Consider the following 25,539-nt stretch of genomic DNA (forward strand, 5'->3'; position numbering starts at 1 on the left):
CCCAGCACGGCCGAGCCTCCTCCGGATCCGTCCGGAGGGGGCTCGTCTGCTTGCCCGGCCTCCTGCCGGTGCTCCGGTCGGCCGATAGCATCCGGCTGTGATCTTCCTGGCGGGGGCCCTCGTGTTCGTCGCTGTCGGCCTCCTCGCCGGCGGCCTGGCGCAGGGGTCGGCGACACTCCAGTGGGGGTCGTTCGCGGCCAGCGCACTGGCCGCGGTCCTGCTGGGCCTGAGCGAGCTCCGGCGGCGGCAGAAGGCGCGGCGAACGGAGCAGCCTGCTCCGGCCGAGCGCCGGCCGGAGGTGCCGCCCCCCGCGCCGGAGCCGGCGTCCTCACCGGCGCAGACCGCGTTCCCGCCCTCGACCGTCCGGCCGGCCACCGGCGGCAGCAGCTCGCTGGGTCGGCTGGCCGAGCCCGCGGACGACGAGGTGGTCCGGCGGGTCGCCCCGCCCCCGGTGCCGCCGAGCTCGCCGGCGCTGCGTCGGGTGACCGGGCCGCAGAGCGTCGCCCCGGCCCGCCTGCCCGAACCCGAACCCGAGCTGCCGCCCGGCGCCGGTGCCGAGCCGCCGGCGGAGGAGGTCGAGTTCACCGACCTGCTGCTGATCATGGACCTCACCGACGAGGTGCTCGTGGTCGACGAGCACCCCCGCTACCACCTGCCGCGGTGCCCGGCCGTCGCGGGACTGCCGACCATCCCGATCCCGCTGGACCAGGCGCGCGCCGACGGGTTCACCCCGTGCGGCATCTGCACCCCCGACCGCAACCTGGCCGAACGCGAGCGGGCCCGCCGGAGCTGATGGGCCCGCAAGGGCGGGTCAGCCGGCCTTCGCGATCCAGACCCGGGCGCCGGCCGGGCCCTCGACGCCCGCACCGGCTCCGGCCTCCCCGCTGTGCACCCGGGTGGCCAGGACCTCACCGGCCAGCTGCTCGGCGTGCTCGGTGAGGGCCTCGGCCACCTGCCCCTCGCCGGTCCACCACAGCTGGATCCGGTCGCTGACCTCCAGGCCGCTGGACTTCCGGGCCTCCTGCACCAGGCGCACCACCTCACGCACCAGGCCGGCCCGCTCCAGCTCCGGGGTGAGCGTGAGGTCCAGGGCCACGGTGAGCCCGCCGGCGGCGGCGACGGTCCAGCCCTCGCGCGGTGTCTCGGTGACGACCAGGTCGCCCTCGAGCAGCGGCACCAGGGCGCCGTCCACCTCGACCGACGCCGTCCCCGCCCGGTAGTCGGCCACCAGCCCGGCGGCGTCCGCCGCGGCGACGGCCCGGGCGACGGCCTGCACCTGCTTGCCCAGCCGCCGGCCGACGGCGCGGAAGTCGACCTTCACCGAGACGTCGACCAGCTCGCTCCCGACGGCGCCGGCCAGCTCCACCAGCTCCAGCACGTTCAGCTCGTCGGCCACCTCGGCCACCAGGTCGCGGGGGAGGGAATCCCAACCCGGGGCCGAGACCAGGGCGCGGGCCAGCGGCTGGCGGGTGCGCACCTTCGACGCCGTCCGCGCCGACCGGCCCAGCTCGACCAAGCGGCGGACCAGCGTGACCGCCTCGACCAGGGCGTCGTCCCGGGCGTCCTCGTCGACCGTCGGCCAGCCCGCCAGGTGCACCGAGTCGACCGCGTCCGACCGGCCCGGCACGACCACGGTCCGCCACACCCGCTCGGTGACGAACGGGGTGAACGGCGCCATGAGCCGGGTCAGCCCGTCGAGCACCTCGTGCAGCGTGCCCAGCGCGGCCGGGTCGCCGTCCCAGAACCGGCGCCGGCTGCGCCGGACGTACCAGTTGGACAGGTCGTCGACGAACTCGGCCAGCAGGCGCCCGGCCGTCTGGGTGTCGAACGCCTCGAGCGCGTCGGTGACCCCGGCGGTGACCGAGGCGAGCTCGGCCAGCGCCCAGCGGTCCAGCAGCGGCCGCTCGGCGGGCGCCGGCGCGGGCCGCTCGGCCGGGTCCCAGCCGTTGGTGTCGGCGTAGAGGGTGAAGAAGCTGGCGGTGTTCCAGTAGGTGAGCAGCACCTTGCGGACGACCTCGGACAGCGTCTCGTGGCCGACCCGGCGGGCCGACCAGGGCGAGCCCCCGGCCAGCATGAACCACCGGACGGCGTCGGCGCCGTGCCGGTCCATCAGCGGCATCGGCTCGAGGATGTTGCCCAGGTGCTTGCTCATCTTCCGGCCGTCCTCGGCAAGGATGTGCCCCAGGCAGAGCACGTTCTCGTAGGAGCTCCTGCCGAACACCAGCGTGCCGACCGCCATCAGCGTGTAGAACCAGCCGCGGGTCTGGTCGATCGCCTCGCAGATGAACTGCGCCGGGTAGGCGGCCTCGAACTCCGGCTGGTTGCGGTGCGGCGCGCCCCACTGGGCGAACGGCATCGACCCGGAGTCGTACCAGGCGTCGATGACCTGGCGGACCCGCCGGTAGGTGCCCTCCTCCCCGGGGACGGTGAAGGTCACCTCGTCGATGAACGGCCGGTGCGGGTCGAGGTCGGACAGGTCGCGCCCGGTCAGCTCCGACAGCTCGGCGAGGGACCCGACGGCGACCAGCCGGGTGGGGTCCGCGTCGTTGCGCCAGATGGGCAGCGGGGTGCCCCAGAAGCGGTCGCGGGACAGCGCCCAGTCGACGTTGTTGTTCAGCCAGTCGCCGTAGCGGCCCCACTGGATGCTCTCCGGGTGCCAGTTGGTCCGCTCGTTCTGGGCGAGCAGCTGGTCCTTGATCGCGCTGGTCCGGATGTACCAGGACGGCTGCGCGTAGTACATGAGCGGCGTGTGGCAGCGCCAGCAGTGCGGGTAGCTGTGCTCGTAGCGCTGCTCCCGGAACAGCACGCCGCGGTCCTGCAGGTCCTGCACCAGCATGGGGTCGGCGGCCTTGAAGAAGTGGCCGCCCACCCGCCCGACGGCGGGGAGGAAGTGCCCCGACGGGTCGATCGGGTTGACCACCGGCAGCCCGTAGGCGCGGCAGACGGCGAGGTCCTCGGCGCCGAACGCGGGGGACTGGTGGACCAGCCCGGTCCCGTCCTCGGTGGTCACGTAGTCGGCGAGGACGACGTAGTGCGCGTCCCCCTCGGGGAACTCGACCAGCTCGAACGGCCGCTGGTAGCGCACCCGCTCCCAGTCGCGCCCGGTGGTGCGCGCGAGCACCTCGGCGTCCTCGCCGAGGGTGGCGGCCAGCAGCGGCTCGGCGACGACGAACGTGCCGGCGTCGGTGCGGGCGACGACGTAGGTCACCTCGGGGTGGACGGCGACCGCGGTGTTGGACGGCAGCGTCCACGGCGTCGTCGTCCAGATCAGGAGGTCGGCCCTGCCCGCCCACTCGCCGCTGGTGACCGGCAGCCGGACGTAGACCGACGGGTCGACCAGGGTCTCGTAGCCCTGGGCGACCTCGTGGTCGGACAGGCCGGTGCCGCACCGCGGGCAGTAGGGGGCGACCCGGTGGTCCTCGACGAGCAGGCCCTTGTCGAACACCTGCTTGAGCGACCACCAGACGCTCTCGATGTAGGCGGGGTCCATCGTCCAGTAGGCGGTGGACATGTCGACCCAGTAGCCCATCCGGTTGGTGAGTTCGCTGAACGCGTCGACGTGCCGCTCCACCGACTCCCGGCAGCGGGCGTTGAACTCGGCGATGCCGTACCGCTCGATGTCCGGCTTTCCGGCGAAGCCCAGCTCCTGCTCGACCGCGATCTCCACCGGCAGGCCGTGGCAGTCCCAGCCGGCGCGGCGGGGCACGTGCCACCCCTGCATGGTCTTGAACCGAGGGAAGACGTCCTTGAAGGCGCGGGCCTCGATGTGGTGCGTGCCCGGTCGGCCGTTGGCCGTGGGCGGGCCCTCGTAGAAGTTCCACTGCGGCCGGCCGGCCGTGTTCTCCATCGAGCGGACGAAGACCTTGTCGGTCTGCCACTGCTCGAGGACCTCGTGCTCGAGGGCCGGCAGGTCGATCTGCGGGGGAAGGGCCCGGAAGGGTCCGGAGGGGGCACTCACGGGACCAGTTTCGCACCTGGCCCGAGGCGCCCTGCCGACGCTGCGGGAACGGTCGGCGGCGCGCCCGGGCCCGTGCGGGAGACTCCCCTCCATGGGGCCGCGCCGATGAACACCACGGTCACGGTCGGGCTGGCCATCGGCGCGCTCGTCGTGCTCGTGGCCGCGGTGGCGCTGCGCGTGGCCGATCGGATCGGCCTGCCCTCGCTGCTGCTGTACCTGGCCCTGGGCGTGGCGCTGGGGGAGGGCGGCCCCGGCGGCGTCCAGTTCGAGGACGTCGGGCTGACCCAGACCCTCGGGGTGGCGGCACTCGTGGTCATCCTGGCCGAGGGCGGGCTCACCACCCGGTGGTCCGACGTCCGCCGCGCGGTCGGCCCGGGCGTGGCGCTGGCCACGGTGGGGGTGGTCGTCAGCGTCGGCGTGGTGGCCGTGGTCGGCGTCTGGCTGCTCGGCTTCTCCTGGGGCTTCGCGCTGCTGGTGGGCGCCGTCGTCAGCTCCACCGACGCCGCCGCCGTCTTCGCCACGCTGCGCCGGCTGCCCCTACCGCGGCGGATGGCTGCCGCCCTGGAGATGGAGTCCGGGCTCAACGACGCGCCGGTGATCTTGCTGGTCCTCGCCATGTCGGAGCAGCTCACCGGTGGCGTGACGCACCCCTGGTACCTCGTGGTGGCCGAGGTGGTCGGCGAGCTGGCCGGCGGCTCGGTCATCGGCCTGGGGATCGGCGTCGCCGGGGCGTGGCTGCTGCGCAGGGCCGCGCTGCCGCTGGTCGGCTTCTACCCGCTGGCCACCCTGGCGCTGTGCGTGCTGGCCTTCGCCACGGCCGACCTCGCGCACACCTCCGGGTTCGTGGCGGTGTACCTGTGCGGGCTGGTGCTGGGCAACTCCGCGCTGCCCCACCGGGCCGGCACCATCGGCTTCGCCGAGGGGATGGCCTCGCTCGCCCAGATCGGGCTGTTCGTGCTGCTCGGCCTGCTCGTGTCGCCGTCCCGGCTGGGCGACGCGGTGCTGCCGGCCCTGCTGATCGGTCTCGCGCTGCTGCTGGTGGCCCGGCCGCTGTCGGTGGTGGCCAGCCTGGCGTGGTTCCGCATGCCCTGGTCCCAGCAGGCGTTCATCTCCTGGGCCGGGCTGCGCGGCGCGGTGCCGATCGTGTTCGCTACGTTCCCGATCGCCGCCGAGGTGCCGGACGCCACCCGGGTGTTCGACATCGTGTTCGTCGTGGTCGTCGTCTTCACCGTCGTCCAGGGCTGGTCGCTGCCGGCGGTGGCGCGGCTGCTGCGGATCGGCACCCCGATCACGCCACGGGACATCGACGTCGAGTCGGCGCCCCTGGACGAGCTCGGCGCCGAGCTCATGCAGCTGCGGGTGCCGGAGACCTCCCGGTTGCACGGCGTCTACCTGCCCGAGCTGCGGCTGCCGGAGGACGCCGCGGTGGTGCTCGTCGTCCGCGACGGGCGGCCCTTCGTGCCCGACCGGTCCACCCGGCTGATGCGCGGGGACCAGGCGCTGCTGGTGTCCGCCCGCGGGTCGCGCCGGGAGGCCGAGCGCCGGCTGCGGGCGGTGAGCCGGGCCGGCCGGCTCGCCACCTGGCGCGGCGAGCGCGGCGAGCCGTCAGAGGTCGACTGAGCGGCCCTGCTGCAGGGGTTCGACCGCCTCACGCCTGCGCGCCCAGGCGTCGGCTGCTAGCCCTGCAGCTCCAGGGTGCGGGTCGTGTCGTCGCGGACCTCGGCCAGCAGCGCCGCGTCCGCGGACAGCTTCCGGCCGTAGCTGGGGATCGCCTGCTGCAGCCGCGGCCGCCAGGCGTCGATGTGCTGCGGGAAGCAGCGCTCGAGCAGGGTGAGCATCGCCGACGCGGCGGTCGAGGCGCCGGGGGAGGCGCCCAGCAGGCCGGCGATCGTGCCCTCGGCGCCGACCACGAGCTCGGTGCCGAACTGCAGGATCCCGCGGCCGGTCTCGTCCTGCTTGATCACCTGGACGCGCTGGCCGGCGGTGATGAGGTCCCAGTCCCCGGACTCCGCCGTCGGGACGAACTCCTCCAGTGCCCGGAACCGGGCCTTCTCCGACTGCAGCACCTGGCCGATCAGGTACCGGGTGAGCGGGATGTTGGCCAGGCCGGCGCCGAGCATGGACCCGATGTTCGTGGTGCGGACCGAGCGCGGCAGGTCCCAGAAGGACCCGGCCTTGAGGAACTTCGGGGAGAAGCCGGCGTAGGGGCCGAACAGCAGCGCCTGCTCGCCGTCGATCAGCCGCAGGTCCAGGTGCGGCACGGACATCGGCGGGGCACCGACCTTCGCCTGGCCGTAGACCTTGGCCTGGTGCTGGGCGACCAGCTCGGGGTTGCGGGTGCGCAGGAACTGGCCGCTCACCGGGAACCCGCCGAAGCCGCGGATCTCGGGGATGCCCGAGCCCTGCAGCAGCGGCAGCGCGCCGCCTCCGGCGCCGACGAAGAGGAACCGGCTGCGCACGGTGCGCTTCCGGCCGGTGGTCAGGTCCTTGACCGTGGTGGCCCACCGGCCGTCGGTGCCCCGGCGGGTCTTGAGCACCCGGTGGGACAGGTGCAGCCCGACGCCCCGGCCGGCGGCGTCGTCCAGCAGCAGCCGGGTCAGCGCGCCGAAGTTGACGTCGGTGCCGGCCAGCGAGCGGGTCGCGGCGAGGACCTCGCGGTCGCCCCGGTCCCTCATCATCAGCGGCACCCAGGAGTCGAGCTCCGCGTGGTCGTCGGTGAACTCCAGGTCGGCGAACAGCGGCTGCGGCGCCAGGGCCGCGTAGCGGTTCCGCATGTAGCTGTGGCCCTCGCGGCCGGTCACGAAGCTGATGTGCGGCACGGAGGTGATGAAGGCCTTGGGGGAGTCGGTCAGCCCCGCGCGGACCAGGTGCGACCAGAACTGCCGGGACACCTGGAACTGCTCGTTGATGCCCACGGCCTTCGACGCGTCGACCGAGCCGTCCGGCCGGGCCGGCGTGTAGTTCAGCTCGCAGAGCGCGGCGTGCCCGGTGCCGGCGTTGTTCCACGGCCCGGAGCTCTCACCTGCCGCCGCGCTGCCGGACTCGAAGACCTCGATGGTCCAGTCAGGCGCGACGATGCCCAGGAGTGCGGCCAGGGTCGCGCTCATGATGCCGCCGCCGACGAGGACGACGTCGGGGTCCTGCGAACCATCCCTGGTCACGTTCACGCCTTTCCTGGGCTCGGAGCTTCCAGCTCCCCATCGTCGCCCCGTCCCGGCGTCGGCACGCCCGGAGGGGGGTCCTCGCCCCGGGTTGAGGGGATGAGATGGGTCACACGTCGAGGGTGCCCGCCAACCGCGCAGCCTGCACCACGCCCCGCGGCGGAGGGAAGGCCCGTCCCGGTGGTGGCGGCTCGGAGCTGCCGGCGCGCCGGGCTATTGTCGTCCGGGACGTGGCCGCGGGGGCCGCGACGGGAGGACGGCGCCGGTGTCCGAGCAGCCCGACCCGACGGCTCAGGTCACCGCCGGGCCGTCCGCGGCCCCGCCGGCGGGGCGGTCGCGGGCCCGCCTGCTGCTGGCCCTGGCCGCCGCCGTGCTCGCCCTCGACCTGGCCACCAAGCTGCTGGTCGTCGCCACGCTGTCGGACCGGGAGCCGCTGCGGCTGCTCGGCGGAGCGGTCTACCTGACCGAGGCGCGCAACACCGGGGCAGCGTTCTCCCTGGCCGAGGGCGCGACCATCGTCTTCACCCTGATCGCGGTGGTCGTGGCCGTGGTCATCGTGCGCACGGCGCGCCGCCTGTACTCGACGGCGTGGGCCGTGGCGCTGGGCCTGGTGCTCGGCGGGGCCGTCGGGAACCTGGTGGACCGGGTCTTCCGCGACCCGGGCTTCCTGCGGGGCGGCGTCGTCGACTTCGTCTCGCTGTTCGACCCCTACGGCGGGGTCTGGCCGATCTTCAACGTCGCCGACTCGGCGATCGTGTGCGGCGGCGTGCTCGGTGCCGTGCTCGCCTTCCGCGGGATCGAGTTCGACGGCCGGCGGGCTCCCGACCGCGACTGAAGAAGGACCCCTCTGCCCCCCACCACTCGCAGGCTCGCGGCGGGACCCTGCAGAGGGGCCACAATGTGACGGTGACGATCAGTACCGGCCCGAGCACCAGCGGCGGTCCCCGTGGCGAGCTCCGGTCGCTGCCGGTGCCCGACGGTCTCGAGGGTCAGCGGGTCGACCAGGCGCTGTCCCGGCTGTTCGGCCTGTCCCGGGGTGTGGCCGCCGACCTGGCCGACGCCGGCGGCGTGGTCGTCGACGGCCGGGCGCGGGGCAAGGGCGACCGGCTCACCGCCGGCAGCTGGCTGGAGGTGGAGCTCCCGCCGCCTCCGGGTGAGCCGGTCGCGCCCGAGCCGGTGGCCGGGCTGACGGTCGTGCACGACGACGAGGACGTCGTGGTCGTCGACAAGCCCGTCGGCGTGGCCGCCCACCCGAGCCCGGGCTGGGAGGGCCCCACGGTCGTCGGGGGCCTGGCCGCGGCCGGCTACCGGATCTCCACCAGCGGCGCGGCCGAGCGGCAGGGCGTCGTCCACCGGCTGGACGCCGCCACCACGGGCCTGATGGTGGTGGCCAAGAGCGAACGCGCCTACTCGGTGCTGAAGGCGGCGTTCAAGGAGCGCACCGTCGACAAGGGCTACCACGCGCTGGTGCAGGGCCATCCCGACCCGTCCCGCGGCACCATCGACGCGCCGATCGACCGGCACCCCCGGCACGACTGGCGGTTCGCCGTCGTCACCGGCGGCCGCCCGTCGGTGACCCACTACGAGGTCGTCGAGGCGTTCGCGGCGGCGAGCCTGGTCGACATCCACCTGGAGACCGGGCGCACGCACCAGATCCGGGTGCACTTCTCCGCGCTGCGCCACCCGTGCGTCGGCGACGTGACCTACGGGGCCGACCCGACGCTCGCCGCCCGCCTGGGCGTCTCCCGGCAGTGGCTGCACGCCGTCCGGCTGGGGTTCGCCCACCCCGCCGACGGGAGCTGGGTCGAGTTCGTCAGCGACTACCCGGCCGACCTCGCCGGCGCGCTGGCCGTGCTGCGCGCCGAGAGCTGAGCAGCCGCCTTCGTGTCCGCGCCCCCGGAGCTCCCCGCCGACTTCGCCGACTTCGGGCCGGCCCAGATCGCGGCGGCGCTCATCGCCGTCTTCCTGGTGGCGGGGGAGCCGTTCGTCGGGTACGCGCTGCACCGCCGGTTCGAGGGGCGGCTGCGCACCGACCCGCTGGCCCGGCGCTCCTTCTACCGGCGGCTGCTGGTGCTCGAGTGGGGGCTGTCGCTAGTCACGCTGGTGGTGTGGCTCGCCGCGCCGGGCGTGAGCGCGGCTCAGGTGGGGCTGGGCCCGCCCCGGGCGTGGCCCGGGCTGCTCACCGGCCTGGCCGTGCTCGCCGTCGCCGTCCTGGTCGTGGTGTCGGTCCGGGCCCTGCGCTCGGGTGCGCTGGTCGGCCCGCCGCCCGAGGTGGTGCGCCCGCAGGTGCCCGGGGAGCCGCGGCACGCGGAGCCGCCGGGGCAGGCGACGGTGGCCCTGCTGCCGCGCACCCGCTCCGAGCGGCACCTGTTCGCCCTGGTCGGGATCACCGCCGGGATCTGCGAGGAGTGGCTCTACCGCGGCTTCCTCCTCGCCGTGGTCGCCGCGCTAGCCCCCGGGCTGCCCACGGCGGGCCTCGTGGTGCTGGCCGCGGTCGCCTTCGGGCTGGCCCACGCCTACCAGGGCCTGTCCGGCGTGCTCACCACCGGTGTGCTCGGCGGCGTGCTGGCCGCGGTCTACCTGCAGACCGGGTCCCTGCTGCTGCCGGTCCTCCTGCACGCGGTGATCGACCTGCGCTTCCTGCTGGTGCCGTCCTCGGCGCTCCCGGCCGCGGCGCGCTGACCGGGTCCGGCGGGGCGCGCGTGACGGAGTGGTCCGCATCGCGGAGAAACGTTCCTGTCGGTGCTCGCTGGTAGACCTCTGCGGTGCGAGGATCGAAGGCGCCGGTCCCCGTGCCGAGCAGTCGCGCTGAACGGCCTTCCCCGCCGGTCACCCAGCAGGACCCGCCGCCCCTGTGCACCCCCGGTGCCAGGCGGCTGCACGACCCGTGAGGAGCACCCCGCACCGTGAGCACCCCCGCAGCAGACTCGTTCGTGCACCTGCACACGCACACCGAGTACTCGATGCTCGACGGGGCCGCGAAGCTCGGTGAGCTCACCCGGGCCGCCGCCGAGGAGGGCATGCCGGCGCTGGCGATGACCGACCACGGCAACGTGTTCGGCGCCTACGACTTCTACAAGCAGGCCAAGGCCGCCGGCGTGAAGCCGATCGTCGGGATGGAGGGCTATTACACGCCCGGCTCCCGGTTCGACCGGGCGCCGTTCGACTTCGGCGACAACCTCATCGACGAGGACGGCGAGGGTGGGTCCTCGCGCGGCAAGGCCGCGTACACCCACATGACGCTGCTGGCCCGCACCACCGAGGGGATGCACAACCTCTTCCGAATCTCCTCGCTGGCCAGCCTCGAGGGCCAGTACCGCAAGCCGCGCTTCGACCGCGACCTGCTGGAGAAGTACGGCACGGGCCTGATCGCGACCACCGGCTGCCCCTCCGGTGAGGTCAACATGTGGTTGCGGGCCGGCAAGGTCGACCGGGCGCGCCAGGCGGCCGCCGACTTCCAGGACATCTTCGGCAAGGAGAACTTCTACGCCGAGCTGATGGACCACGGGCTGTCGATCGAGAAGAAGACCCGCCCGCAGCTGCTGCAGATCGCCGACGAGCTCGGGATCCCGCTGCTGGCCACCAACGACCTGCACTACACCCGCCGCGAGGACGCCGACGCGCACGACGCGCTGCTGTGCATCCAGACCGGGTCGCGGCTCAACGAGCCCAACCGCTTCAAGTTCAACGGCGACGGCTACTACCTGAAGTCCGCCGCGGAGATGCGCGCGCTGTTCACCGAGCTGCCGCAGGCCTGCGACAACACCCTGCTGATCGCCGAGCAGTGCGAGATCGAGTTCACCGAGGGCGCGGACCTGATGCCCCGCTTCCCGCTGCCCGAGGGCGAGGACGAGACCTCCTGGTTCGTCAAGGAGGTCGAGCGCGGGCTGCACAAGCGCTGGCCGGGCGGCATCCCCGACCACGTGCGCAAGCAGGCCGACTACGAGGTCGGGATCATCACCCAGATGGGCTTCCCGGGGTACTTCCTCGTGGTCGCCGACTTCATCAACTGGGCGAAGGACAACGGCATCCGGGTCGGGCCGGGCCGTGGCTCGGCCGCGGGCTCGCTGGCCGCCTACGCCATGGGCATCACCGACCTCGACCCGCTGGCGCACGGGCTGATCTTCGAGCGGTTCCTCAACCCCGAGCGCGTCTCGATGCCCGACGTCGACATCGACTTCGACGACCGCCGCCGCGGTGAGGTCATCCAGTACGTCTCGCGCAAGTACGGCGAGGAGCGGGTCAGCCAGATCGTCACCTACGGCACGATCAAGGCCAAGGCCGCGATCAAGGACGCCGCCCGGGTGCTGGACCGGCCCTACTCGGTCGGCGACGAGCTGACCAAGCTGATGCCGCCGGGCGTGATGGGCAAGGACATCCCGCTGTCGGGGATCTTCGACCCCAAGCACGACCGCTACAAGGAGGCGGCGGAGTTCCGGGCCCGCTACGAGTCCGACCCGGGCGCGGCCGAGGTCGTCGACCAGGCCCGCAAGCTCGAGGGCCTGAAGCGCCAGTGGGGCGTGCACGCGGCCGGCGTCATCATCGGCCGCTACCCGCTGATCGACAGCATCCCGATCATGCGGCGCGAGGCCGACGGCGCGATCATCACGCAGTTCGACTACCCGACCTGCGAGACGCTCGGCCTGCTCAAGATGGACTTCCTGGGCCTGCGCAACCTCACGGTCATCGACGACGCGCTGCGCAACATCGTGATCAACGGCAAGGCCCCGGTCGACCTCGACGAGATCAGCAAGGACCTCACCGACCCGGCCACCTACGACCTGCTGTCCCGCGGGGAGACCCTGGGTGTCTTCCAGTTCGACGGCGGCCCGATGCGCTCGCTGCTGCGGCTGATGCGCCCGGACAACTTCGAGGACATCTCCGCCGTCGGCGCGCTCTACCGGCCCGGCCCGATGGGCGCCAACTCGCACACCAACTACGCGCTGCGCAAGAACGGCCAGCAGGAGATCACCCCGATCCACCCGGAGCTGGCCGAGCCGCTGGAGGAGATCCTCGGTGGCACCTACGGCCTGATCGTGTACCAGGAGCAGGTCATGGCGATCGCGCAGAAGGTCGCCGGGTACTCCCTCGGCAAGGCCGACCTGCTGCGCCGGGCGATGGGCAAGAAGAAGAAGTCCGTCCTGGACGCCGAGTACGTCGGCTTCGAGGCCGGCATGAAGGCCAACGGCTTCTCCGCCGCGGCGGTGAAGACGCTCTGGGACATCCTGGTGCCCTTCGCCGACTACGCCTTCAACAAGGCGCACTCGGCCGCGTACGGGCTGGTCTCCTACTGGACCGCCTACCTGAAGGCGAACTACCCGGCCGAGTACATGGCCGGGCTGCTGACCAGCGTCGGTGACGACAAGGACCGCCGGCCGGTCTACCTGGCCGAGTGCCGGCGGATGGGCATCAAGGTGCTCCCGCCGGACGTCAACCAGTCCTCCTGGGACTTCACCGCCGTCGGCAACGACATCCGCTTCGGCCTGGCCTCGGTGCGCAACGTCGGGCACAACGTCGTGGAGTCGATCGTCAAGGCGCGCGAGGAGAAGGGCGCGTTCAAGGACTTCGCCGACTTCATGCGCAAGATCGACACGGTGGCCTGCAACAAGAAGGTCATCGAGTCCCTCGCCAAGGCGGGCGGGTTCGACTCCCTGGGCCACTCGCGGCAGGGCATCGCCGCGATCCACGCCCAGGCAGTCGACTCGGCGATGAGCCTCAAGCGGAAGGAGGCCGAGGGGCAGTTCGACCTGTTCGGCGGCTTCGGTGAGGACGACGGCTCCGCGGCCCTCGGCGACCCGCTCAGCGCCGCGCTGGACATCCCGATCCCGACCGCCGACTGGTCGAAGTCCGAGCGGCTGGTCTTCGAGCGCGACATGCTGGGCCTCTACGTGTCCGACCACCCGCTGCACGGCGTGGAGCACGTGCTCACCTCGCACGCCGACACGGCGCTGGCCGAGATCATCGCCGGCGGGGTCGAGGACGGCGCCAACGTCACCGTCGCCGGGATCCTCACCGCGGTCAGCCCGCGCACCAACAAGCAGGGCGCCCCGTGGGCGATCGCGACCATCGAGGACCTCGAGGCCGGCCTGGAGGTGCTCTTCTTCCCCAAGACCTGGGTCCAGGTGTCGGACAAGGTGGTCCGCGACCAGATCGTCGTGGTGAAGGGGCGCATCAGCCGGCGCGACGACACCCCCTCGCTCTTCGGCTCCGAGGTCACCATCCCCGAGCTGACCGAGGGCCCGCGCGGGCCGGTGCTGGTGTCCATGCCCGCCGCCCGGTGCACGCCGCCGGTGGTGGAGCGGCTGCGGGAGGTGCTCGGCAGCCACCCCGGCACGACCGAGGTGCAGCTGAAGCTGCTCAACGGCGGCCGGGAGACGGTGCTGCGGCTCGACCAGGGCCTGCGGGTCCGGCCGAGCACGGCGCTGATGGGCGACATCAAGGCGCTGCTCGGGCCCACCAGCGTCGCCCTGCTGTGAGAGAGGACCCCCTGCCCTCCTGCGGGGGGCCGGCGGGTCGCATGCCGCACAGCGTGCCCAGCGAGAATGGCCACGTGCACTCCTCGACGTCGACCGGGCCGCTGCCCGTGGCCCCCGGAGCCGGGGGCCTGGCCGCCCGGCCGGCGCGCGCTGCCGGCCTGCGGGACGCCCGGGCCGACCTGCGCCCGGCGCTGCTCACCGTCCTGGCGCTGGCCACCTCCGGGCTGCTCGCCGGCGGGCTGTGGCTGTGGCTGGCCCCGCGGGCCGAGTACCGGGTCACCGCGGACGACGTGGTGCCGGTGGACGGCGCGCCCTCGGCGGAGCTGTTCATGGCCGACGACGGCGTCTTCATCTGCGTGCTGGCCGGGCTCGGCCTGGTCGCGGGCGCGGCGGTGTGGCTGGTGCGCCGGTGGCGCGGCCCGCTGGTGCTCACCGCCCTGGCCACCGGGATGCTCGCCGCCGGCGTGGTCGCGTGGCAGCTGGGGGAGTGGCTGGGCGCCGGGCCGACCGAGCAGGAGCTGTCCGAGGTGGGCGCGACCGTCACCACGGGCCTGGGCCTGGGGGCCTCGGCCGCCCTCGCGGTGGGCCCGTTCGTCGCCGTCCTCACCTACCTGGTCGCGGCCTCGCTGACCACCGAGGAGGACCTCGGCCGCCCGGACGAGGCGGAGCCGGTCGCCGAGCGCCCGTCGGCGCTGCCGCTCCCGCCGGTCCCCCCACCGGTCCCCCGAAGCTAGGCCCCCTCCAGGGCACCGCCCCGAGCTGGCGAGCGGTGGGGAGGAGGGGGTCCTTCCTCAGTTCTGGGTCATCGTGGCGCCGAGCTGGGCCAGCGGCACCGGCACCGCGCCGATCGTCTCGAGCAGGGTCAGCTCGCGGCGGAGCAGCCGGGACTCCAGCGCCAGCCGCCGCCGGGTCGCGGACTCGGCGAGCAGCGCCTGGCGGTCCTCGGTGGTGAGCATCGCCGCGGAGGCCACCAGGTAGGACAGACCGCGCGCGTCGTCGCTCACCTCCCGCAGCAGCTCCGCCGTGTCGTCGGCGGCCTGACCGTCGTCGGCGGAGTCCGGTTCCAGCGCCTCCAGGACCTCCTCGGGCAGCGTGCCCGGGTCACCGCCGGTCTGGCGGGCCGCCACCGCGGCGACGTAGCGGGCGAACAGCTCGCGGACGTTGGCGGTGAGCACCTCCAGCGAGGCCCGGGCGACCTCGGTGACGACCTCCTCGGGGACGGTGCCCGCCGCTCCGCCCGCGGGCACCAGCCCGTCGGCGTCCCCGGCGGCCTCCTCGGCCGCCTCCTCGTCGCCGAGCCACTCCACCCGGGCCCGCAGGTACGGCGGGTCCTCCTCCCCGTCGGGCACGAGCACCTCCAGCAGGCGGAACCGGTCGGCGCCCACGGTCACCACCCGGAAGCCGCCGTCGGCGCGCGGCGCCACCACCCGCAGCACGGCGGTGCAGCCGACGTCGTACAGCGCCGCGGCGGGAGCGACCTGCTCGACCTCCCAGCCCTGCCGGATCGCGACCACACCGAAGCGCCGCCCGGGGCCGTCGGGCAGCGCGCAGAGCTCGGCGACCAGGGTGCGGTAGCGCGGCTCGAAGACCTGCAGCGGCAGGACGACGCCGGGGAACAGCGGTGTGCCGAGCGGGAACAGCGGGATGACCTCCGGTGGGTCCTCGGCGTCGGCCACGTCCCGGAGCCTAGGGCCAGCCGACCGTGGCCACCGGGTGCCGGCGGTGCCCCGACTACCCTGGACGGGTCGTCCGTTCCTGGAGGTGCTCCGTGCTCGCCCGCATCGACCTGCGTGGGTCCGCTCTGCCCGGACCGGGTGAGCTGGCCCATCTGCTGCCCCGCGCGGCCACCGACATCGACTCGGTCCTGGCCACGGTGCGGCCGATCTGCGAGGACGTCCGGCTGCGCGGCGCGCAGGCCGTCCGCGAGATCACCGCCCGGCTCGACGGCGTCGACCGGGAGGACTTCGCCGTCCCGCGGTCGGCGCTGGACGAGGCGCTGGCCGGGATCGACCCCCCGCTGCGCGCGGCGCTGGAGGAGTCGATCGCCCGGGTCCGGAAGGTGCACGCCGACCAGCGGCGCACCGACGTCACCACCGACGTGGTGCCCGGGGGCACGGTGACCGAGCGGTGGGTGCCGGTCCGCCGGGTCGGGCTGTACGTGCCCGGTGGTCTGGCGCCGCTGCTGAGCTCGGTGGTGATGAACGTCGTGCCCGCGCAGATCGCCGGTGTGCAGTCGATCGCGGTGGCCACCCCGCCGCAGCGCGACCACGGCGGCCTGCCCGATCCCGGGGTGCTCGCCGCCTGCGCGCTGCTCGGGGTCACCGAGGTCTACGCGGTCGGCGGAGCGCAGGCGATCGCCGTCTTCGGCTACGGCGCCGGTTCCTGCGAGCCGGTGGACCTGGTCACCGGCCCGGGCAACGTCTACACGACCGCGGCGAAGCGGCTGCTGCGCGGGCTGATCGGCATCGACTCCGAGGCGGGCCCCACCGAGGTCGCCGTCCTCGCCGACGACACCGCCGACCCGGTGCACGTCGCGGCCGACCTGGTCAGCCAGGCCGAGCACGACCCGCTGGCCGGGGCGGTGCTGGTCACCACCAGCGAGCGGCTGGCCGACGCCGTCGTCGACCTGCTGCCGGGCCAGGTGGCGGCCACCAAGCACAGCGACCGGATCGCCACCGCCCTGGACGGCAGCCAGTCTGGGATCGTCCTGGTCGACGACCTGGCCGCCGGGCTGGCCGTGGTGGACGCCTACGCCGCCGAGCACCTGGAGATCCAGACCCGGGATGCCCGGGAGGTGGCGATGCGGGTGCGCAACGCCGGTGCGGTTTTCGTCGGCCCGTGGTCCCCGGTCTCGCTGGGCGACTACGCGGCCGGCTCGAACCACGTGCTGCCCACCGGTGGGTGCGCGCGGCACTCGAGCGGGCTCAGCGTGCAGACCTTCCTGCGGGGCATCCACGTGGTGGAGTACGACGAGCGGGCGCTCGCCGAGGTCGCCGGGCACATCGACGCCCTCGCGAACGCCGAGGACCTGCCCGCGCACGCGGCCGCCGTCCGGGCTCGGCAGCCGGCCTCGTGACCGAGGTCGCGAGGTCACGCATGAGCACAGCACGTCTCGGCACGCGACGTCCGAGCGCCAGCGAGGGAGTCGCGTGACGCCCCTGGAGGAGCTCCCGCTGCGGCCGGAGCTGCGCGGGCGCACGCCCTACGGCGCTCCGCAGCTCGCCGTCCGGTACGCGCTCAACACCAACGAGAACCCGCACCCGCTGCCCGAGGCGCTGCTGGCCGACCTGCAGGTGGCGCTCGCCGAGGCCGCCCGGGTGCTGAACCGCTACCCGGACCGGGACGCCACCGCGCTGCGCACCGACCTGGCGGCCTACCTGTCCCGCACCGGCGGCGCGTCGGTGGAGCCGGCGCAGGTGTGGGCGGCCAACGGCTCCAACGAGGTGCTGCAGCAGGTCCTGCAGGCGTTCGGCGGGGCCGGGCGGACGGCGCTGGGCTTCACGCCGTCCTACTCGATGCACCCGATCATCAGCGCGGGCACCGGCGCCGGCTGGGTCGACGGGCACCGCCGGGACGACTTCACCATCGACCCGCAGGCCGCCGTGGCCCAGGTGCGCGCGGTGCAGCCCGACGTCACGTTCGTCACCAGCCCCAACAACCCGACCGGCACGGCCGTCGAGCTGGAGACCATCGCGGCGCTGTACGAGGCCTGCACCGGGGTGCTCGTGGTCGACGAGGCGTACACCGAGTTCGCCCGGACCGGCACGCCGTCGGCGCTCACCCTGCTGCCCGGCCGGCCACGGCTGCTGGTCAGCCGCACCATGAGCAAGGCCTTCGGCATGGCCGGCCTGCGGCTGGGCTACCTGGCCGCGGACCCCGCGGTCGTCGACGCGCTGCAGCTGGTGCGGCTGCCGTACCACCTCAGCGCGCTCACCCAGGCCGCCGCCCGGGCCGCCCTCGCGCACACCGAGCAGCTGCTGGCCACCGTCGAGGCGGTGAAGGCCCAGCGCGACCGGATCGTCGCCGCGCTGCCCGCCATGGGCCTGACCAGCGTCCCGAGCGACGCGAACTTCGTGCTGTTCGGGCACTTCGCCGACTCGGCGGCGGCGTGGCAGGCGCTGCTGGACCGCGACGTCCTCGTGCGCGACGTCGGCCTGCCCGGCTGGCTGCGGGTGACCGCCGGCACCCCGGAGGAGACCGACGCGTTCCTCACCGCCCTGGGTGAGGTGGCCCCGACCCACCGCCTGGGAGACTGAACCCATGAGCCGCACCGCCCGCGTCGAGCGCACGACGAACGAGACCAAGCTGGTGGTCGAACTGGACCTGGACGGCACCGGGAAGTCCGACGTCGCCACCGGGGTCGGGTTCTACGACCACATGCTCACCGCGCTGTCCAAGCACAGCGGCATCGACCTGACGGTGCACGCCGAGGGCGACCTGCACATCGACGCGCACCACACCGTCGAGGACGTCGCGATCGCGCTGGGCGTCGCCTTCGCCGAGGCGCTGGGCGACAAGCGGGGCATCACCCGCTACGGCGACGCCACGATCCCGATGGACGAGGTGCTCGTCCAGGCGGCGGTCGACCTCTCCGGGCGCCCCTACTTCGTGCACGCCGAGCCCGCGGACATGACGCCGATGATCGGGCCGGACTACCCGACCAGCCTGACCAAGCACGTGCTGGAGTCCTTCGCGTTCAACGCGCGGATCACCCTGCACGTCCGGGTGCTCTACGCCGGCCGGGACGCCCACCACATCGTGGAGGGCCAGTTCAAGGCGTTGGCCCGGGCGCTGCGCGCCGCCGTCGCGCTGGACCCGCGGGTGACCGACGTCCCCTCGACCAAGGGCGCGCTGTGACCGGATGACCTTCGGGATCATGCTCCTGGTGGTCGGGGGCTTCCTGCTCGGCGGTGCCTACAGCATCTTCCGGGCCGACTCCGACGTGAAGGGCCGCACCGCCGTGCAGGTGGCGTTCGCCGTCGTCCTCCTGGTCGCCGCCCTGCTGGCGACCGGCGCCGGGATCCTCCGCCTGGTGTAGGGGCTGGCCTCAGCCGAGCCGGCCGGCCAGCCGCTGGTGGTAGTGCCCGGTCGTGTCGGTGAGCCCGGTGATCTCCACGGTCTTCCCGCGGGTGGCGTACTTGTGCTCGATCGCGTCCAGGACGGCGACCGACGAGGCGTCCCAGATGTGCGCGCCGGAGAGGTCCACGACCACGCGGTCGGGGTCCCCGGCGTAGTCGAAATGGCCGAGCATGTCGTTGGTCGAGGCGAAGAACAGCGCGCCGTGGACGGCGTAGACCCGCTCGCCGTCGGGGCCGGCGGTGGGCGTGACGGTGACCAGGTGGGCGACCCGCCGGGCGAACAGCACGCAGGCGACCAGGACGCCGACGCCCACCCCGATCGCCAGGTTGTCCGTGGCCAGCACGACGGCGACGGTGGCGAGCATGACGGCGGTCTCGCTGCGCGGCATCCGGCGCAGGGTGCGCAGGCTGTGCCAGTCGAAGGTCGCGATCGAGACGAAGACCATGACCGCGACGAGCGCCGCCATCGGGATCACCGCGACGACCGGGCCCAGCGCGAGCACGAGGACCAGCAGGAAGACCCCGGCGAGGAAGGTCGACAGCCGGGTCCGCGCGCCCGACCGGACGTTGATCATGGTCTGGCCGATCATCGCGCAGCCGCCCATGCCGCCGGAGAACCCGGTCACCAGGTTCGCGATCCCCTGGCCGACCGACTCCCGGGTCTTGCTGGACGGGGTGTCGGTGATCTCGTCGACGAGCTTGGCCGTCATCAGCGACTCCATCAGCCCCACCAGCGCGATGGCCAGCGCGTAGGGGGCGATCACCGACAGGGTGTCCCAGGTGAACGGCACGTCGGGGAGACCGGGGGTGGGCAGGCTGCCGGGCAGGTCGCCCTGGTCGCCCACGGTCGGGACGGCGATGCCCGCCGTGACCGTCAGGATGGTCAGGACGACGATCGCCACCAGCGGCGCCGGGACGGCGGTGGTGAGCCGGGGCAGCAGGAAGATGATCGCCAGCCCGGCCGCGGCGAGCGGGTAGACGGCCCACGGGACGCCGGTGAGCTGCGGCAACTGGGCGGCGAAGATCAGGATGGCGAGGGCGTTGACGAACCCGACCATCACGCTGCGCGGCACGAAGCGCATGACCTTCGCGACGCCGAGCAGCCCGAGCGCCACCTGGAGGAGCCCGCCCAGGAGCACCGCGGCGATCAGGTGCTGCAGCCCGTGCTCGGCGACCAGCGGCGCGACGACCAGGGCGACCGCGCCGGTGGCGGCGGAGATCATGGCCGGCCGTCCGCCGGTGAAGGCGATGGTGACCGCCATGGTGAAGGAGGCGAACAGCCCGACCCGCGGGTCGACGCCGGCGATGACCGAGAAGGAGATCGCCTCGGGGATGAGGGCCAGGGCGACGACCAGACCGGCGAGCACCTCGGTGCGCGCGGTCCGGGGGCTGAGCCAGGCAGGGCGGGGCAGGGCAGCGGGCATGGCACCGTTCGTCCGGGGAGTTGGGTTCCGACCGCTGCGTCGCGGGCTCGGGGGGTGATCCTACCGTTACGTGAGGTTCCTCCGGCGTCATCGGGAACACAGCCGAGGTCGTGCTGGCTGATGGGTAGCGTGGGCACTGTGAAGAAGGTCGTCGTGCTGGACTACGGGTCGGGCAACCTGCGCTCGGCCGAGCGGGCGCTGTCCCGCGTGGGTGCGGACGTCACGGTGACCGCCGACCCGCACGAGGCGATGGAGGCCGACGGCCTGGTGGTCCCGGGCGTGGGCGCCTTTGCGGCCTGCATGGACGGGCTGCGCGCCGTCGACGGCCCGAAGGTGATCGGCCGGCGGCTGGCCGGAGGACGGCCGGTGCTGGGCATCTGCGTGGGCATGCAGATCCTGTTCGAGCGCGGCGTCGAGCACGGCCAGGACGCCGAGGGCTGCGGGGAGTGGCCCGGTGTGGTGGAGCCCCTGCAGGCGCCGGTCCTGCCGCACATGGGCTGGAACACCGTCGACTCACCGGAGGGGTCCACGCTGTTCGCCGGCCTGGAGGGGCAGCGCTTCTACTTCGTGCACTCCTACGGCGTGCGCCGCTTCCCGCTCACCGAGGTGGGCGGTGTCCCCAGCCGGCTGACCCCGCCGGCGGTCACCTGGGCCGAGCACGGCGACCGGTTCGTCGCCGGGGTCGAGAACGGGCCGCTGTCGGCGACCCAGTTCCACCCGGAGAAGAGCGGCGACGCGGGCGCCCAGCTGCTGACGAACTGGCTGCAGACGCTCGACTGAGTCAACTGCGCAGGTAGCTGGCGCCGTTCACGTCGATGATCGTGCCGGTGGAGAACCGGGCGCCGGGTGAGGCCAGCCAGAGGACGGCGGAGGCCACCTCCTCCGGGCGGGCCACCCGGCCGTAGGGGGACTGCGCCCGGACCGCGTCGCCGGAGGGGCCGTCGAGGACCTCCCGCGCCATCTCGGTCTGCACGAAGCCGGGCGCGACGCTGCCGACGGTGATCCCCTGCGGGGCGAGGGCCTGCGCCATCGACTGGCCGAAGGCGTTGAGCCCGGCCTTGGAGGCGCCGTAGGCCGGGGTGTTCGGCTCCCCGCGGAAGGCGCCCCGGCTCGTGACGTTGACCACCGCGCCGCCACCGGCGGCGACCAGGTGCGGCACGGCCCGGAAGGTGGCGTGCATCGCGCCCACCAGGTTGACCGCGAGCGTGCGGGTCACGAGCTCCTGCCAGTCCTCCCACGACGTGGTCAGCGGCGGGTGGGCGGTGAAGACCCCGGCGTTGTTCACCAGCACCTGCAGCCCGCCCAGCGCGGCCGCGGCGTCGTCGACCATGCGGCCCACCGCCTCGGCGTCGGCCATGTCCGCCTGGACGACGACGTGCCCGTCGCCCGCCAGCTCGGCGACCACCCGCTCGGCGGCGTCCCGGGAGCTGCCGTGGTGGACGGCGACCCGGTCGCCCTGGGCCGCGAAGGCGCGCGCGATGGCGCGGCCGATGCCGCGGGAGGCTCCGGTCACCAGGACGGCGCGGGACTCGGTCTGCTCGGTCACGGCGGGAGTCAACCAGTCGCGCCCCAGGCGCCGCGGTGGACCACCTCGTCCACCCCGCGCCGGCCGCGCCGCAGCGAGGGCGACCGCCGGTCCTCGGTGCCGGCGTAGCCGACCGAGACGCAGCCGACGGGGCGGTACTGCGCGGGTACGCCGAACGCCTCGCGGACCGCCGGGATGCGCTCCGGGGGCACGCCGGAGAAGCAGGCGCCCAGCCCCTCGTCGACCGCGGTCAGCAGCATGAGCAGTGCCGCCATGCCGGCGTCGACGTCCCAGTACGGCACCGGCCAGCGGGCCTCGTCGCGGTCGGTCCACCCCTTGTCCGGCTCGGCGTAGCGGTCGAGGTAGGCGTCCTTGCTGCTGAACGGCAGCACGAGCAGCGGAGCGCGGCGCATGCGGGTGAGCCAGCCGTCGGGCGTGCCGTCGCCGGTGGTCGCCGTCCAGAAGCGGTCCCGCTCCTCCGCCGTCTCCAGGACGAGGAACGCCCACCCCTGGCTGAAGCCGGCCGACGGGGCGCGGATCGCGTGCTCGAGCAGCCGCTCGCGCACCTCGGGCGGAACCGGTCGGTCGGGGTCGTAGTCGCGCACCATGCGCCGCCGGCGCACCACCTCACGGAACTCCACGCGGCCCACCCTGCCGCAGCGGTCCGACAGGACCGTCCGGGGGCATCCCTACGCTGTGCACGTGCCGAAGCTGCAGCTGCTCCCCGCCGTCGACGTCGCCGACGGCCTCGCCGTCCGTCTCGTGCAGGGGGAGGCGGGCAGCGAGACCTCCTACGGCGACCCGCTCGAGGCCGCCCTGCAGTGGCAGCGCGACGGGGCGGAGTGGGTGCACCTGGTCGACCTGGACGCGGCCTTCGGCCGCGGCTCCAACCGGGAGCTGCTGGCGCAGGTCGTCGGGGAGCTCGACGTCGACGTGGAGCTCTCCGGCGGCATCCGGGACGACGCGTCGCTGGCCGCCGCGCTGGCCACCGGCTGCCGGCGGGTGAACCTGGGCACCGCGGCGCTGGAGTCGCCGGAGTGGTGCGCCCGGGCCATCGCCGAGCACGGCGACCGGATCGCCGTCGGGCTCGACGTGCGGGGCACCCGGCTGGCCGCCCGCGGCTGGACCCGCGAGGGCGGCGAGCTGTACGAGACGCTGGCGCGCCTGGACGCCGAGGGCTGCGCCCGCTACGTGGTCACCGACATCACCAAGGACGGCACGCTGCGCGGCCCGAACCTGGACCTGCTGCGGGAGGTCTGCGCCGCGACCGCGCGGCCGGTCGTCGCGTCGGGCGGGGTGAGCTCCCTGGATGACATCCGGGCGCTGGCCGGGCTGAGCGCGGTCGGGGTCGAGGGCGCGATCGTCGGGAAGGCGCTGTACGCGGGCGCGTTCACGCTGCCGCAGGCGCTCGCGGTCACCGAGGAGGTCGCTGCCGGATGAGCGCTCAGCGCATCGGTTCCGGCGCTCCCTGGGAGGACGTCGTCGGCTACAGCCGGGTCGTCGTGCACGGGGACAACGCCTGGGTGAGCGGGACGACGGCGACCGTCGACGGCGCCGTGGTCCACCCGGGCGACGCCGCCGAGCAGACCCGGGTCGCGCTCACCGGCGTCCGGCGGGCCTTGGAGGCGGCCGGGTTCGCCCTCGGCGACGTCGTCCGCACCCGGGTGTACGTGACCGACATCGGTCGGTGGGAGGAGGTCGGCCGCGTGCACGGCGAGTTCTTCGGCGGGGTCCGGCCGGCGACGGCGATGGTGCAGGTCGCCGCGCTGATCGACCCGGCGATGCTGGTCGAGGTCGAGGCGGACGCCGTGCGGGGTGCGGCATGAGCCTCGCGGTCCGCGTGATCCCGTGCCTGGACGTCGACGCCGGGCGCGTGGTGAAGGGCGTCAACTTCGTCGACCTGGTCGACGCCGGTGACCCGGTGGAGATGGCCCGGGTCTACGACGCCGAGGGCGCCGACGAGCTGACCTTCCTCGACATCACCGCGAGCTCCGGCAACCGGGAGACCACCTACGACGTCGTCCGGCGAACGGCCGAGAGCGTGTTCATCCCGCTGACCGTGGGCGGCGGGGTGCGCAGCGTCGAGGGCGTCGACCGCCTGCTGCGGGCCGGGGCTGACAAGGTCGCGGTGAACACCGCCGCGGTCGCGCGCCCGGAGCTGATCGCCGAGATCGCCGACCGGTTCGGCAACCAGGTCCTCGTGCTGTCGCTGGACGCGCGCCGGGTGCGCGACGGCGCGGTCACCGACTCGGGCTTCGAGATCACCACCCACGGCGGGCGGCGGGGGACCGGGCGGGACGCCGTCGAGTGGGTCGTGCAGGCGGCCGAGCTGGGGGTGGGCGAGGTGCTGCTCAACTCGATGGACGCCGACGGCACCCGCGCCGGGTTCGACACCGAGCTGATCCGCGCGGTGCGCCGCGAGGTGACGGTGCCGCTGATCGCCAGCGGGGGAGCAGGCGCCGTCGAGCACTTCCCGCCGGCGGTCGAGGCGGGGGCGGACGCGGTGCTGGCGGCGAGCGTCTTCCACTTCGGCCAGCTGCGGGTGGGGGACGTGAAGCAGGCGCTGTCCGCCGCGGGCGTGCCGGTGCGGCAGGAGACCGACCACCCGCTGAGCTGAGTCGCCCGCAGCGCTTGCGGCGGTTCTGCACCGTGCTCGTCGTCGCTGACCCCGCTGTCCACAGGCGCTGTTCCCGCTGATCGAGCCGTGGTGACCGAGGCGTCCCGGCGGAGCCGGCGTTCCCGCCAGCGGCGGTAGCCTGCGCGCACTCCTCGCGATCCCGGAGATGCCATGGACGACCGGTCGGCTGTCGGGTCGGCGCCGCGCATCCTCAGGGCGGCCGACGGTGAGGTCCTGGGCGATCCCGCTGGGGTGCGGGACCGCTTCATGGTCGACGGGCTGGCCGCTCCCTTGCACCGGCACCACCTGGAGGACGAGTACACCGTCGTCCTCTCCGGCCGCATCGGCGCGGTCCTCGGGGACGACGAGGTCGTCGCCGAGCCTGGTGACCTGGTCTTCAAGCCGCGGAACCAGTGGCACACGTTCTGGAACGCCGGGGACGAGCCGGCCGCGGTGCTCGAGCTCATCTCACCGGCCGGGCTGGAGCAGTTCTTCCGCTGGCTGGGCCGGCTCCCCGCGCCACCGACGGGGGAGGAGCTGGCGGAGATGGCGGCTCCCTACCGGTGCGACGCAGATCCCGCGGGGACCCGGGCCCTTGTCGAGCGGCACGGGCTGGTGTCCTGACCCGGCGCCGGTCTACTCGACGGTGAGGTCGACGCAGGCGACGTCCTGCCGGCCGCTCACCCAGAGCAGGATCTCCAGCGGTGCCCCGACGACCGTCGTGGTGGGCGTGCCCTTCCGCAGGCGCCGCTCGCTGCCCTCCGCGCCGTCGGGGACGTCGCTCCGCCGCACCAGCAGGCCGCCCTCGGTCTTCGCGGCGTCCTTCCCCCGGGACAGGAGGCGCACCGCCGTCCACAGCTGGTCCTGCACCGACGTGGGCAGCTCCCGCGGCGCCCACCCGGGCTGCGCGCGGCGCGCGTCCTCGTGGTGGACCACCATCTCGACGGTGTTCAGCAGCCGGTCCAGCACCGGCCACGCGGTGAACAACCACGCCGGCGGCCCGGAGCGCACCTCGGCCACCAGGGTCGGGTAGTCCCGGCCGCCGCGGGCGCGCTGGTGCACCTGCTCCGTCCACCTCGCCAGCGGGCCACCGAGCGCGAACCCGGGCATCGCGTCCGGCCGCCGGTCCCGCACCACGAGGTGGGCCGCCAGGTCCCTGGTCGTCCACCCCTCGCAGCAGGTCGGCGCGTCGGGCCCGAGCTCGGCGAGCAGCTCGGCCAGCGCGGCCCGTTCCGACTGGGAGACGGGGACGGTGGAGGTGGGCATCCACCGAGGCTATGCCAGCCCGGACCCCGGCGAG

The 25,539-nt window shown here is 74.0% G+C and carries 23 protein-coding genes; 16 read left to right on the top strand and 7 right to left on the bottom strand.

The window, feature by feature from the left end; genetic code table 11:
• Nucleotides 1–97: 97 nt before the first annotated feature.
• Nucleotides 98–793, top strand: coding sequence for a hypothetical protein (locus tag HL189_RS08455; RefSeq protein WP_369133250.1), 696 nt, complete (start codon nt 98–100; stop codon nt 791–793).
• Between the two features lie 18 nt (nt 794–811).
• Here the strand turns inward: HL189_RS08455 and ileS are convergent, their stop codons facing one another.
• Nucleotides 812–3,958, bottom strand: coding sequence for an isoleucine--tRNA ligase (gene ileS / locus HL189_RS08460; RefSeq protein ID WP_369133251.1), 3,147 nt, complete (start codon nt 3,956–3,958; stop codon nt 812–814).
• Nucleotides 3,959–4,063: 105 nt separating this feature from the next.
• Here ileS and HL189_RS08465 point away from each other — a divergent pair, with 105 nt between their 5' ends.
• Nucleotides 4,064–5,578: a potassium/proton antiporter gene (locus HL189_RS08465; RefSeq protein WP_369133252.1), complete on the top strand. Its 1,515-nt coding sequence runs from the start codon at nt 4,064–4,066 to the stop codon at nt 5,576–5,578.
• A gap of 56 nt (nt 5,579–5,634) precedes the next feature.
• Here the strand turns inward: HL189_RS08465 and mqo are convergent, their stop codons facing one another.
• Nucleotides 5,635–7,119 (bottom strand): malate dehydrogenase (quinone), encoded by a 1,485-nt coding sequence (mqo, locus tag HL189_RS08470; protein ID WP_369133253.1) that lies wholly within the window; start codon nt 7,117–7,119, stop codon nt 5,635–5,637.
• Nucleotides 7,120–7,384: 265 nt separating this feature from the next.
• Here mqo and lspA point away from each other — a divergent pair, with 265 nt between their 5' ends.
• The 5 genes from lspA (at nt 7,385) to HL189_RS08495 (ending at nt 14,329) form a co-directional block, all read left to right on the top strand.
• Nucleotides 7,385–7,954 carry a signal peptidase II gene (gene lspA, locus HL189_RS08475; RefSeq protein ID WP_369133254.1) on the top strand — a complete coding sequence of 190 codons (570 nt, stop codon included), beginning with the start codon at nt 7,385–7,387 and terminating at the stop codon, nt 7,952–7,954.
• A gap of 71 nt (nt 7,955–8,025) precedes the next feature.
• On the top strand, nt 8,026–8,991 hold the full coding sequence (locus HL189_RS08480) for an RluA family pseudouridine synthase (RefSeq protein WP_369133255.1): 966 nt from the start codon (nt 8,026–8,028) through the stop codon (nt 8,989–8,991).
• Nucleotides 8,992–9,003: 12 nt separating this feature from the next.
• The gene (locus tag HL189_RS08485; RefSeq protein ID WP_369133256.1) at nt 9,004–9,801 is read left to right on the top strand and encodes a CPBP family intramembrane glutamic endopeptidase; all 798 of its coding nucleotides are present in this window, start codon (nt 9,004–9,006) and stop codon (nt 9,799–9,801) included.
• 224 nt (nt 9,802–10,025) lie between these two features.
• On the top strand, nt 10,026–13,595 hold the full coding sequence (gene dnaE / locus HL189_RS08490; protein ID WP_369133257.1) for a DNA polymerase III subunit alpha: 3,570 nt from the start codon (nt 10,026–10,028) through the stop codon (nt 13,593–13,595).
• A 74-nt stretch (nt 13,596–13,669) separates the two neighbouring features.
• Nucleotides 13,670–14,329 (top strand): DUF2567 domain-containing protein, encoded by a 660-nt coding sequence (locus HL189_RS08495; protein ID WP_369133258.1) that lies wholly within the window; start codon nt 13,670–13,672, stop codon nt 14,327–14,329.
• A gap of 57 nt (nt 14,330–14,386) precedes the next feature.
• Here the strand turns inward: HL189_RS08495 and HL189_RS08500 are convergent, their stop codons facing one another.
• The gene (locus HL189_RS08500; protein ID WP_369133259.1) at nt 14,387–15,271 is read right to left on the bottom strand and encodes an LON peptidase substrate-binding domain-containing protein; all 885 of its coding nucleotides are present in this window, start codon (nt 15,269–15,271) and stop codon (nt 14,387–14,389) included.
• 92 nt (nt 15,272–15,363) lie between these two features.
• On the opposite strand from HL189_RS08500, the gene hisD reads away from it, so the two are divergent.
• The 4 genes from hisD (at nt 15,364) to HL189_RS08520 (ending at nt 18,633) form a co-directional block, all read left to right on the top strand.
• Entirely contained in the window at nt 15,364–16,671 is a 1,308-nt protein-coding gene (gene hisD / locus HL189_RS08505; protein WP_369133260.1) for a histidinol dehydrogenase, read from the top strand.
• Between the two features lie 73 nt (nt 16,672–16,744).
• Entirely contained in the window at nt 16,745–17,851 is a 1,107-nt protein-coding gene (locus HL189_RS08510) for a histidinol-phosphate transaminase (RefSeq protein ID WP_369133261.1), read from the top strand.
• 4 nt (nt 17,852–17,855) lie between these two features.
• Complete coding sequence (gene hisB, locus HL189_RS08515) at nt 17,856–18,452, top strand: imidazoleglycerol-phosphate dehydratase HisB (RefSeq protein ID WP_369133262.1); 597 nt, start codon at nt 17,856–17,858, stop codon at nt 18,450–18,452.
• Nucleotides 18,453–18,456: 4 nt separating this feature from the next.
• Nucleotides 18,457–18,633: a hypothetical protein gene (locus tag HL189_RS08520; protein WP_369133263.1), complete on the top strand. Its 177-nt coding sequence runs from the start codon at nt 18,457–18,459 to the stop codon at nt 18,631–18,633.
• A gap of 9 nt (nt 18,634–18,642) precedes the next feature.
• Here HL189_RS08520 and HL189_RS08525 read toward each other — a convergent pair whose 3' ends face one another.
• Nucleotides 18,643–20,097 carry a SulP family inorganic anion transporter gene (locus HL189_RS08525; RefSeq protein ID WP_369133264.1) on the bottom strand — a complete coding sequence of 485 codons (1,455 nt, stop codon included), beginning with the start codon at nt 20,095–20,097 and terminating at the stop codon, nt 18,643–18,645.
• 138 nt (nt 20,098–20,235) lie between these two features.
• Here HL189_RS08525 and hisH point away from each other — a divergent pair, with 138 nt between their 5' ends.
• Nucleotides 20,236–20,877 carry an imidazole glycerol phosphate synthase subunit HisH gene (gene hisH, locus HL189_RS08530; protein WP_369133265.1) on the top strand — a complete coding sequence of 214 codons (642 nt, stop codon included), beginning with the start codon at nt 20,236–20,238 and terminating at the stop codon, nt 20,875–20,877.
• A gap of 1 nt (nt 20,878) precedes the next feature.
• Here hisH and HL189_RS08535 read toward each other — a convergent pair whose 3' ends face one another.
• Both HL189_RS08535 and HL189_RS08540 read right to left on the bottom strand, forming a co-directional pair.
• Nucleotides 20,879–21,643, bottom strand: coding sequence for an SDR family NAD(P)-dependent oxidoreductase (locus tag HL189_RS08535; RefSeq protein WP_369133266.1), 765 nt, complete (start codon nt 21,641–21,643; stop codon nt 20,879–20,881).
• 8 nt (nt 21,644–21,651) lie between these two features.
• A complete protein-coding gene (locus HL189_RS08540) occupies nt 21,652–22,263 on the bottom strand; it encodes a nitroreductase family protein (RefSeq protein WP_369133267.1) in 612 nt (203 codons plus the stop codon).
• Between the two features lie 61 nt (nt 22,264–22,324).
• Here HL189_RS08540 and priA point away from each other — a divergent pair, with 61 nt between their 5' ends.
• The 4 genes from priA to HL189_RS08560 all read left to right on the top strand — a co-directional run bounded on the left by priA (nt 22,325) and on the right by HL189_RS08560 (nt 24,863).
• Entirely contained in the window at nt 22,325–23,062 is a 738-nt protein-coding gene (gene priA, locus HL189_RS08545; protein ID WP_369133268.1) for a bifunctional 1-(5-phosphoribosyl)-5-((5-phosphoribosylamino)methylideneamino)imidazole-4-carboxamide isomerase/phosphoribosylanthranilate isomerase PriA, read from the top strand.
• Nucleotides 23,059–23,448 carry a RidA family protein gene (locus tag HL189_RS08550; RefSeq protein WP_369133269.1) on the top strand — a complete coding sequence of 130 codons (390 nt, stop codon included), beginning with the start codon at nt 23,059–23,061 and terminating at the stop codon, nt 23,446–23,448. Before priA ends, HL189_RS08550 begins: the two co-directional genes overlap by 4 nt.
• On the top strand, nt 23,445–24,239 hold the full coding sequence (gene hisF, locus HL189_RS08555) for an imidazole glycerol phosphate synthase subunit HisF (protein ID WP_369133270.1): 795 nt from the start codon (nt 23,445–23,447) through the stop codon (nt 24,237–24,239). Before HL189_RS08550 ends, hisF begins: the two co-directional genes overlap by 4 nt.
• Nucleotides 24,240–24,410: 171 nt before the next feature.
• Complete coding sequence (locus tag HL189_RS08560; protein WP_369133271.1) at nt 24,411–24,863, top strand: cupin domain-containing protein; 453 nt, start codon at nt 24,411–24,413, stop codon at nt 24,861–24,863.
• Between the two features lie 12 nt (nt 24,864–24,875).
• Here HL189_RS08560 and HL189_RS08565 read toward each other — a convergent pair whose 3' ends face one another.
• Nucleotides 24,876–25,505, bottom strand: a complete 630-nt coding sequence (locus HL189_RS08565) for a TIGR03085 family metal-binding protein (RefSeq protein ID WP_369133272.1) — start codon at nt 25,503–25,505, stop codon at nt 24,876–24,878.
• Between the last annotated feature and the right edge of the window lie 34 nt (nt 25,506–25,539).

The organism is Modestobacter sp. I12A-02662 (assembly GCF_041028325.1).
Lineage (GTDB): Bacteria > Actinomycetota > Actinomycetes > Mycobacteriales > Geodermatophilaceae > Modestobacter.

What these genes read in the sequence shown, in the direction of transcription:
- HL189_RS08520 (WP_369133263.1), top strand. Translation starts at nt 18,457, where the DNA reads ATGACCTTCGGGATCATGCTCCTGGTGGTCGGGGGCTTCCTGCTCGGC.
- HL189_RS08550 (WP_369133269.1), top strand. Translation starts at nt 23,059, where the DNA reads ATGAGCGCTCAGCGCATCGGTTCCGGCGCTCCCTGGGAGGACGTCGTC.
- hisF (WP_369133270.1), top strand. Translation starts at nt 23,445, where the DNA reads ATGAGCCTCGCGGTCCGCGTGATCCCGTGCCTGGACGTCGACGCCGGG.
- HL189_RS08560 (WP_369133271.1), top strand. Translation starts at nt 24,411, where the DNA reads ATGGACGACCGGTCGGCTGTCGGGTCGGCGCCGCGCATCCTCAGGGCG.
- HL189_RS08525 (WP_369133264.1), bottom strand. Translation starts at nt 20,097, where the DNA reads ATGCCCGCTGCCCTGCCCCGCCCTGCCTGGCTCAGCCCCCGGACCGCG.
- HL189_RS08565 (WP_369133272.1), bottom strand. Translation starts at nt 25,505, where the DNA reads ATGCCCACCTCCACCGTCCCCGTCTCCCAGTCGGAACGGGCCGCGCTG.
- hisB (WP_369133262.1), top strand. Translation starts at nt 17,856, where the DNA reads ATGAGCCGCACCGCCCGCGTCGAGCGCACGACGAACGAGACCAAGCTG.
- HL189_RS08465 (WP_369133252.1), top strand. Translation starts at nt 4,064, where the DNA reads ATGAACACCACGGTCACGGTCGGGCTGGCCATCGGCGCGCTCGTCGTG.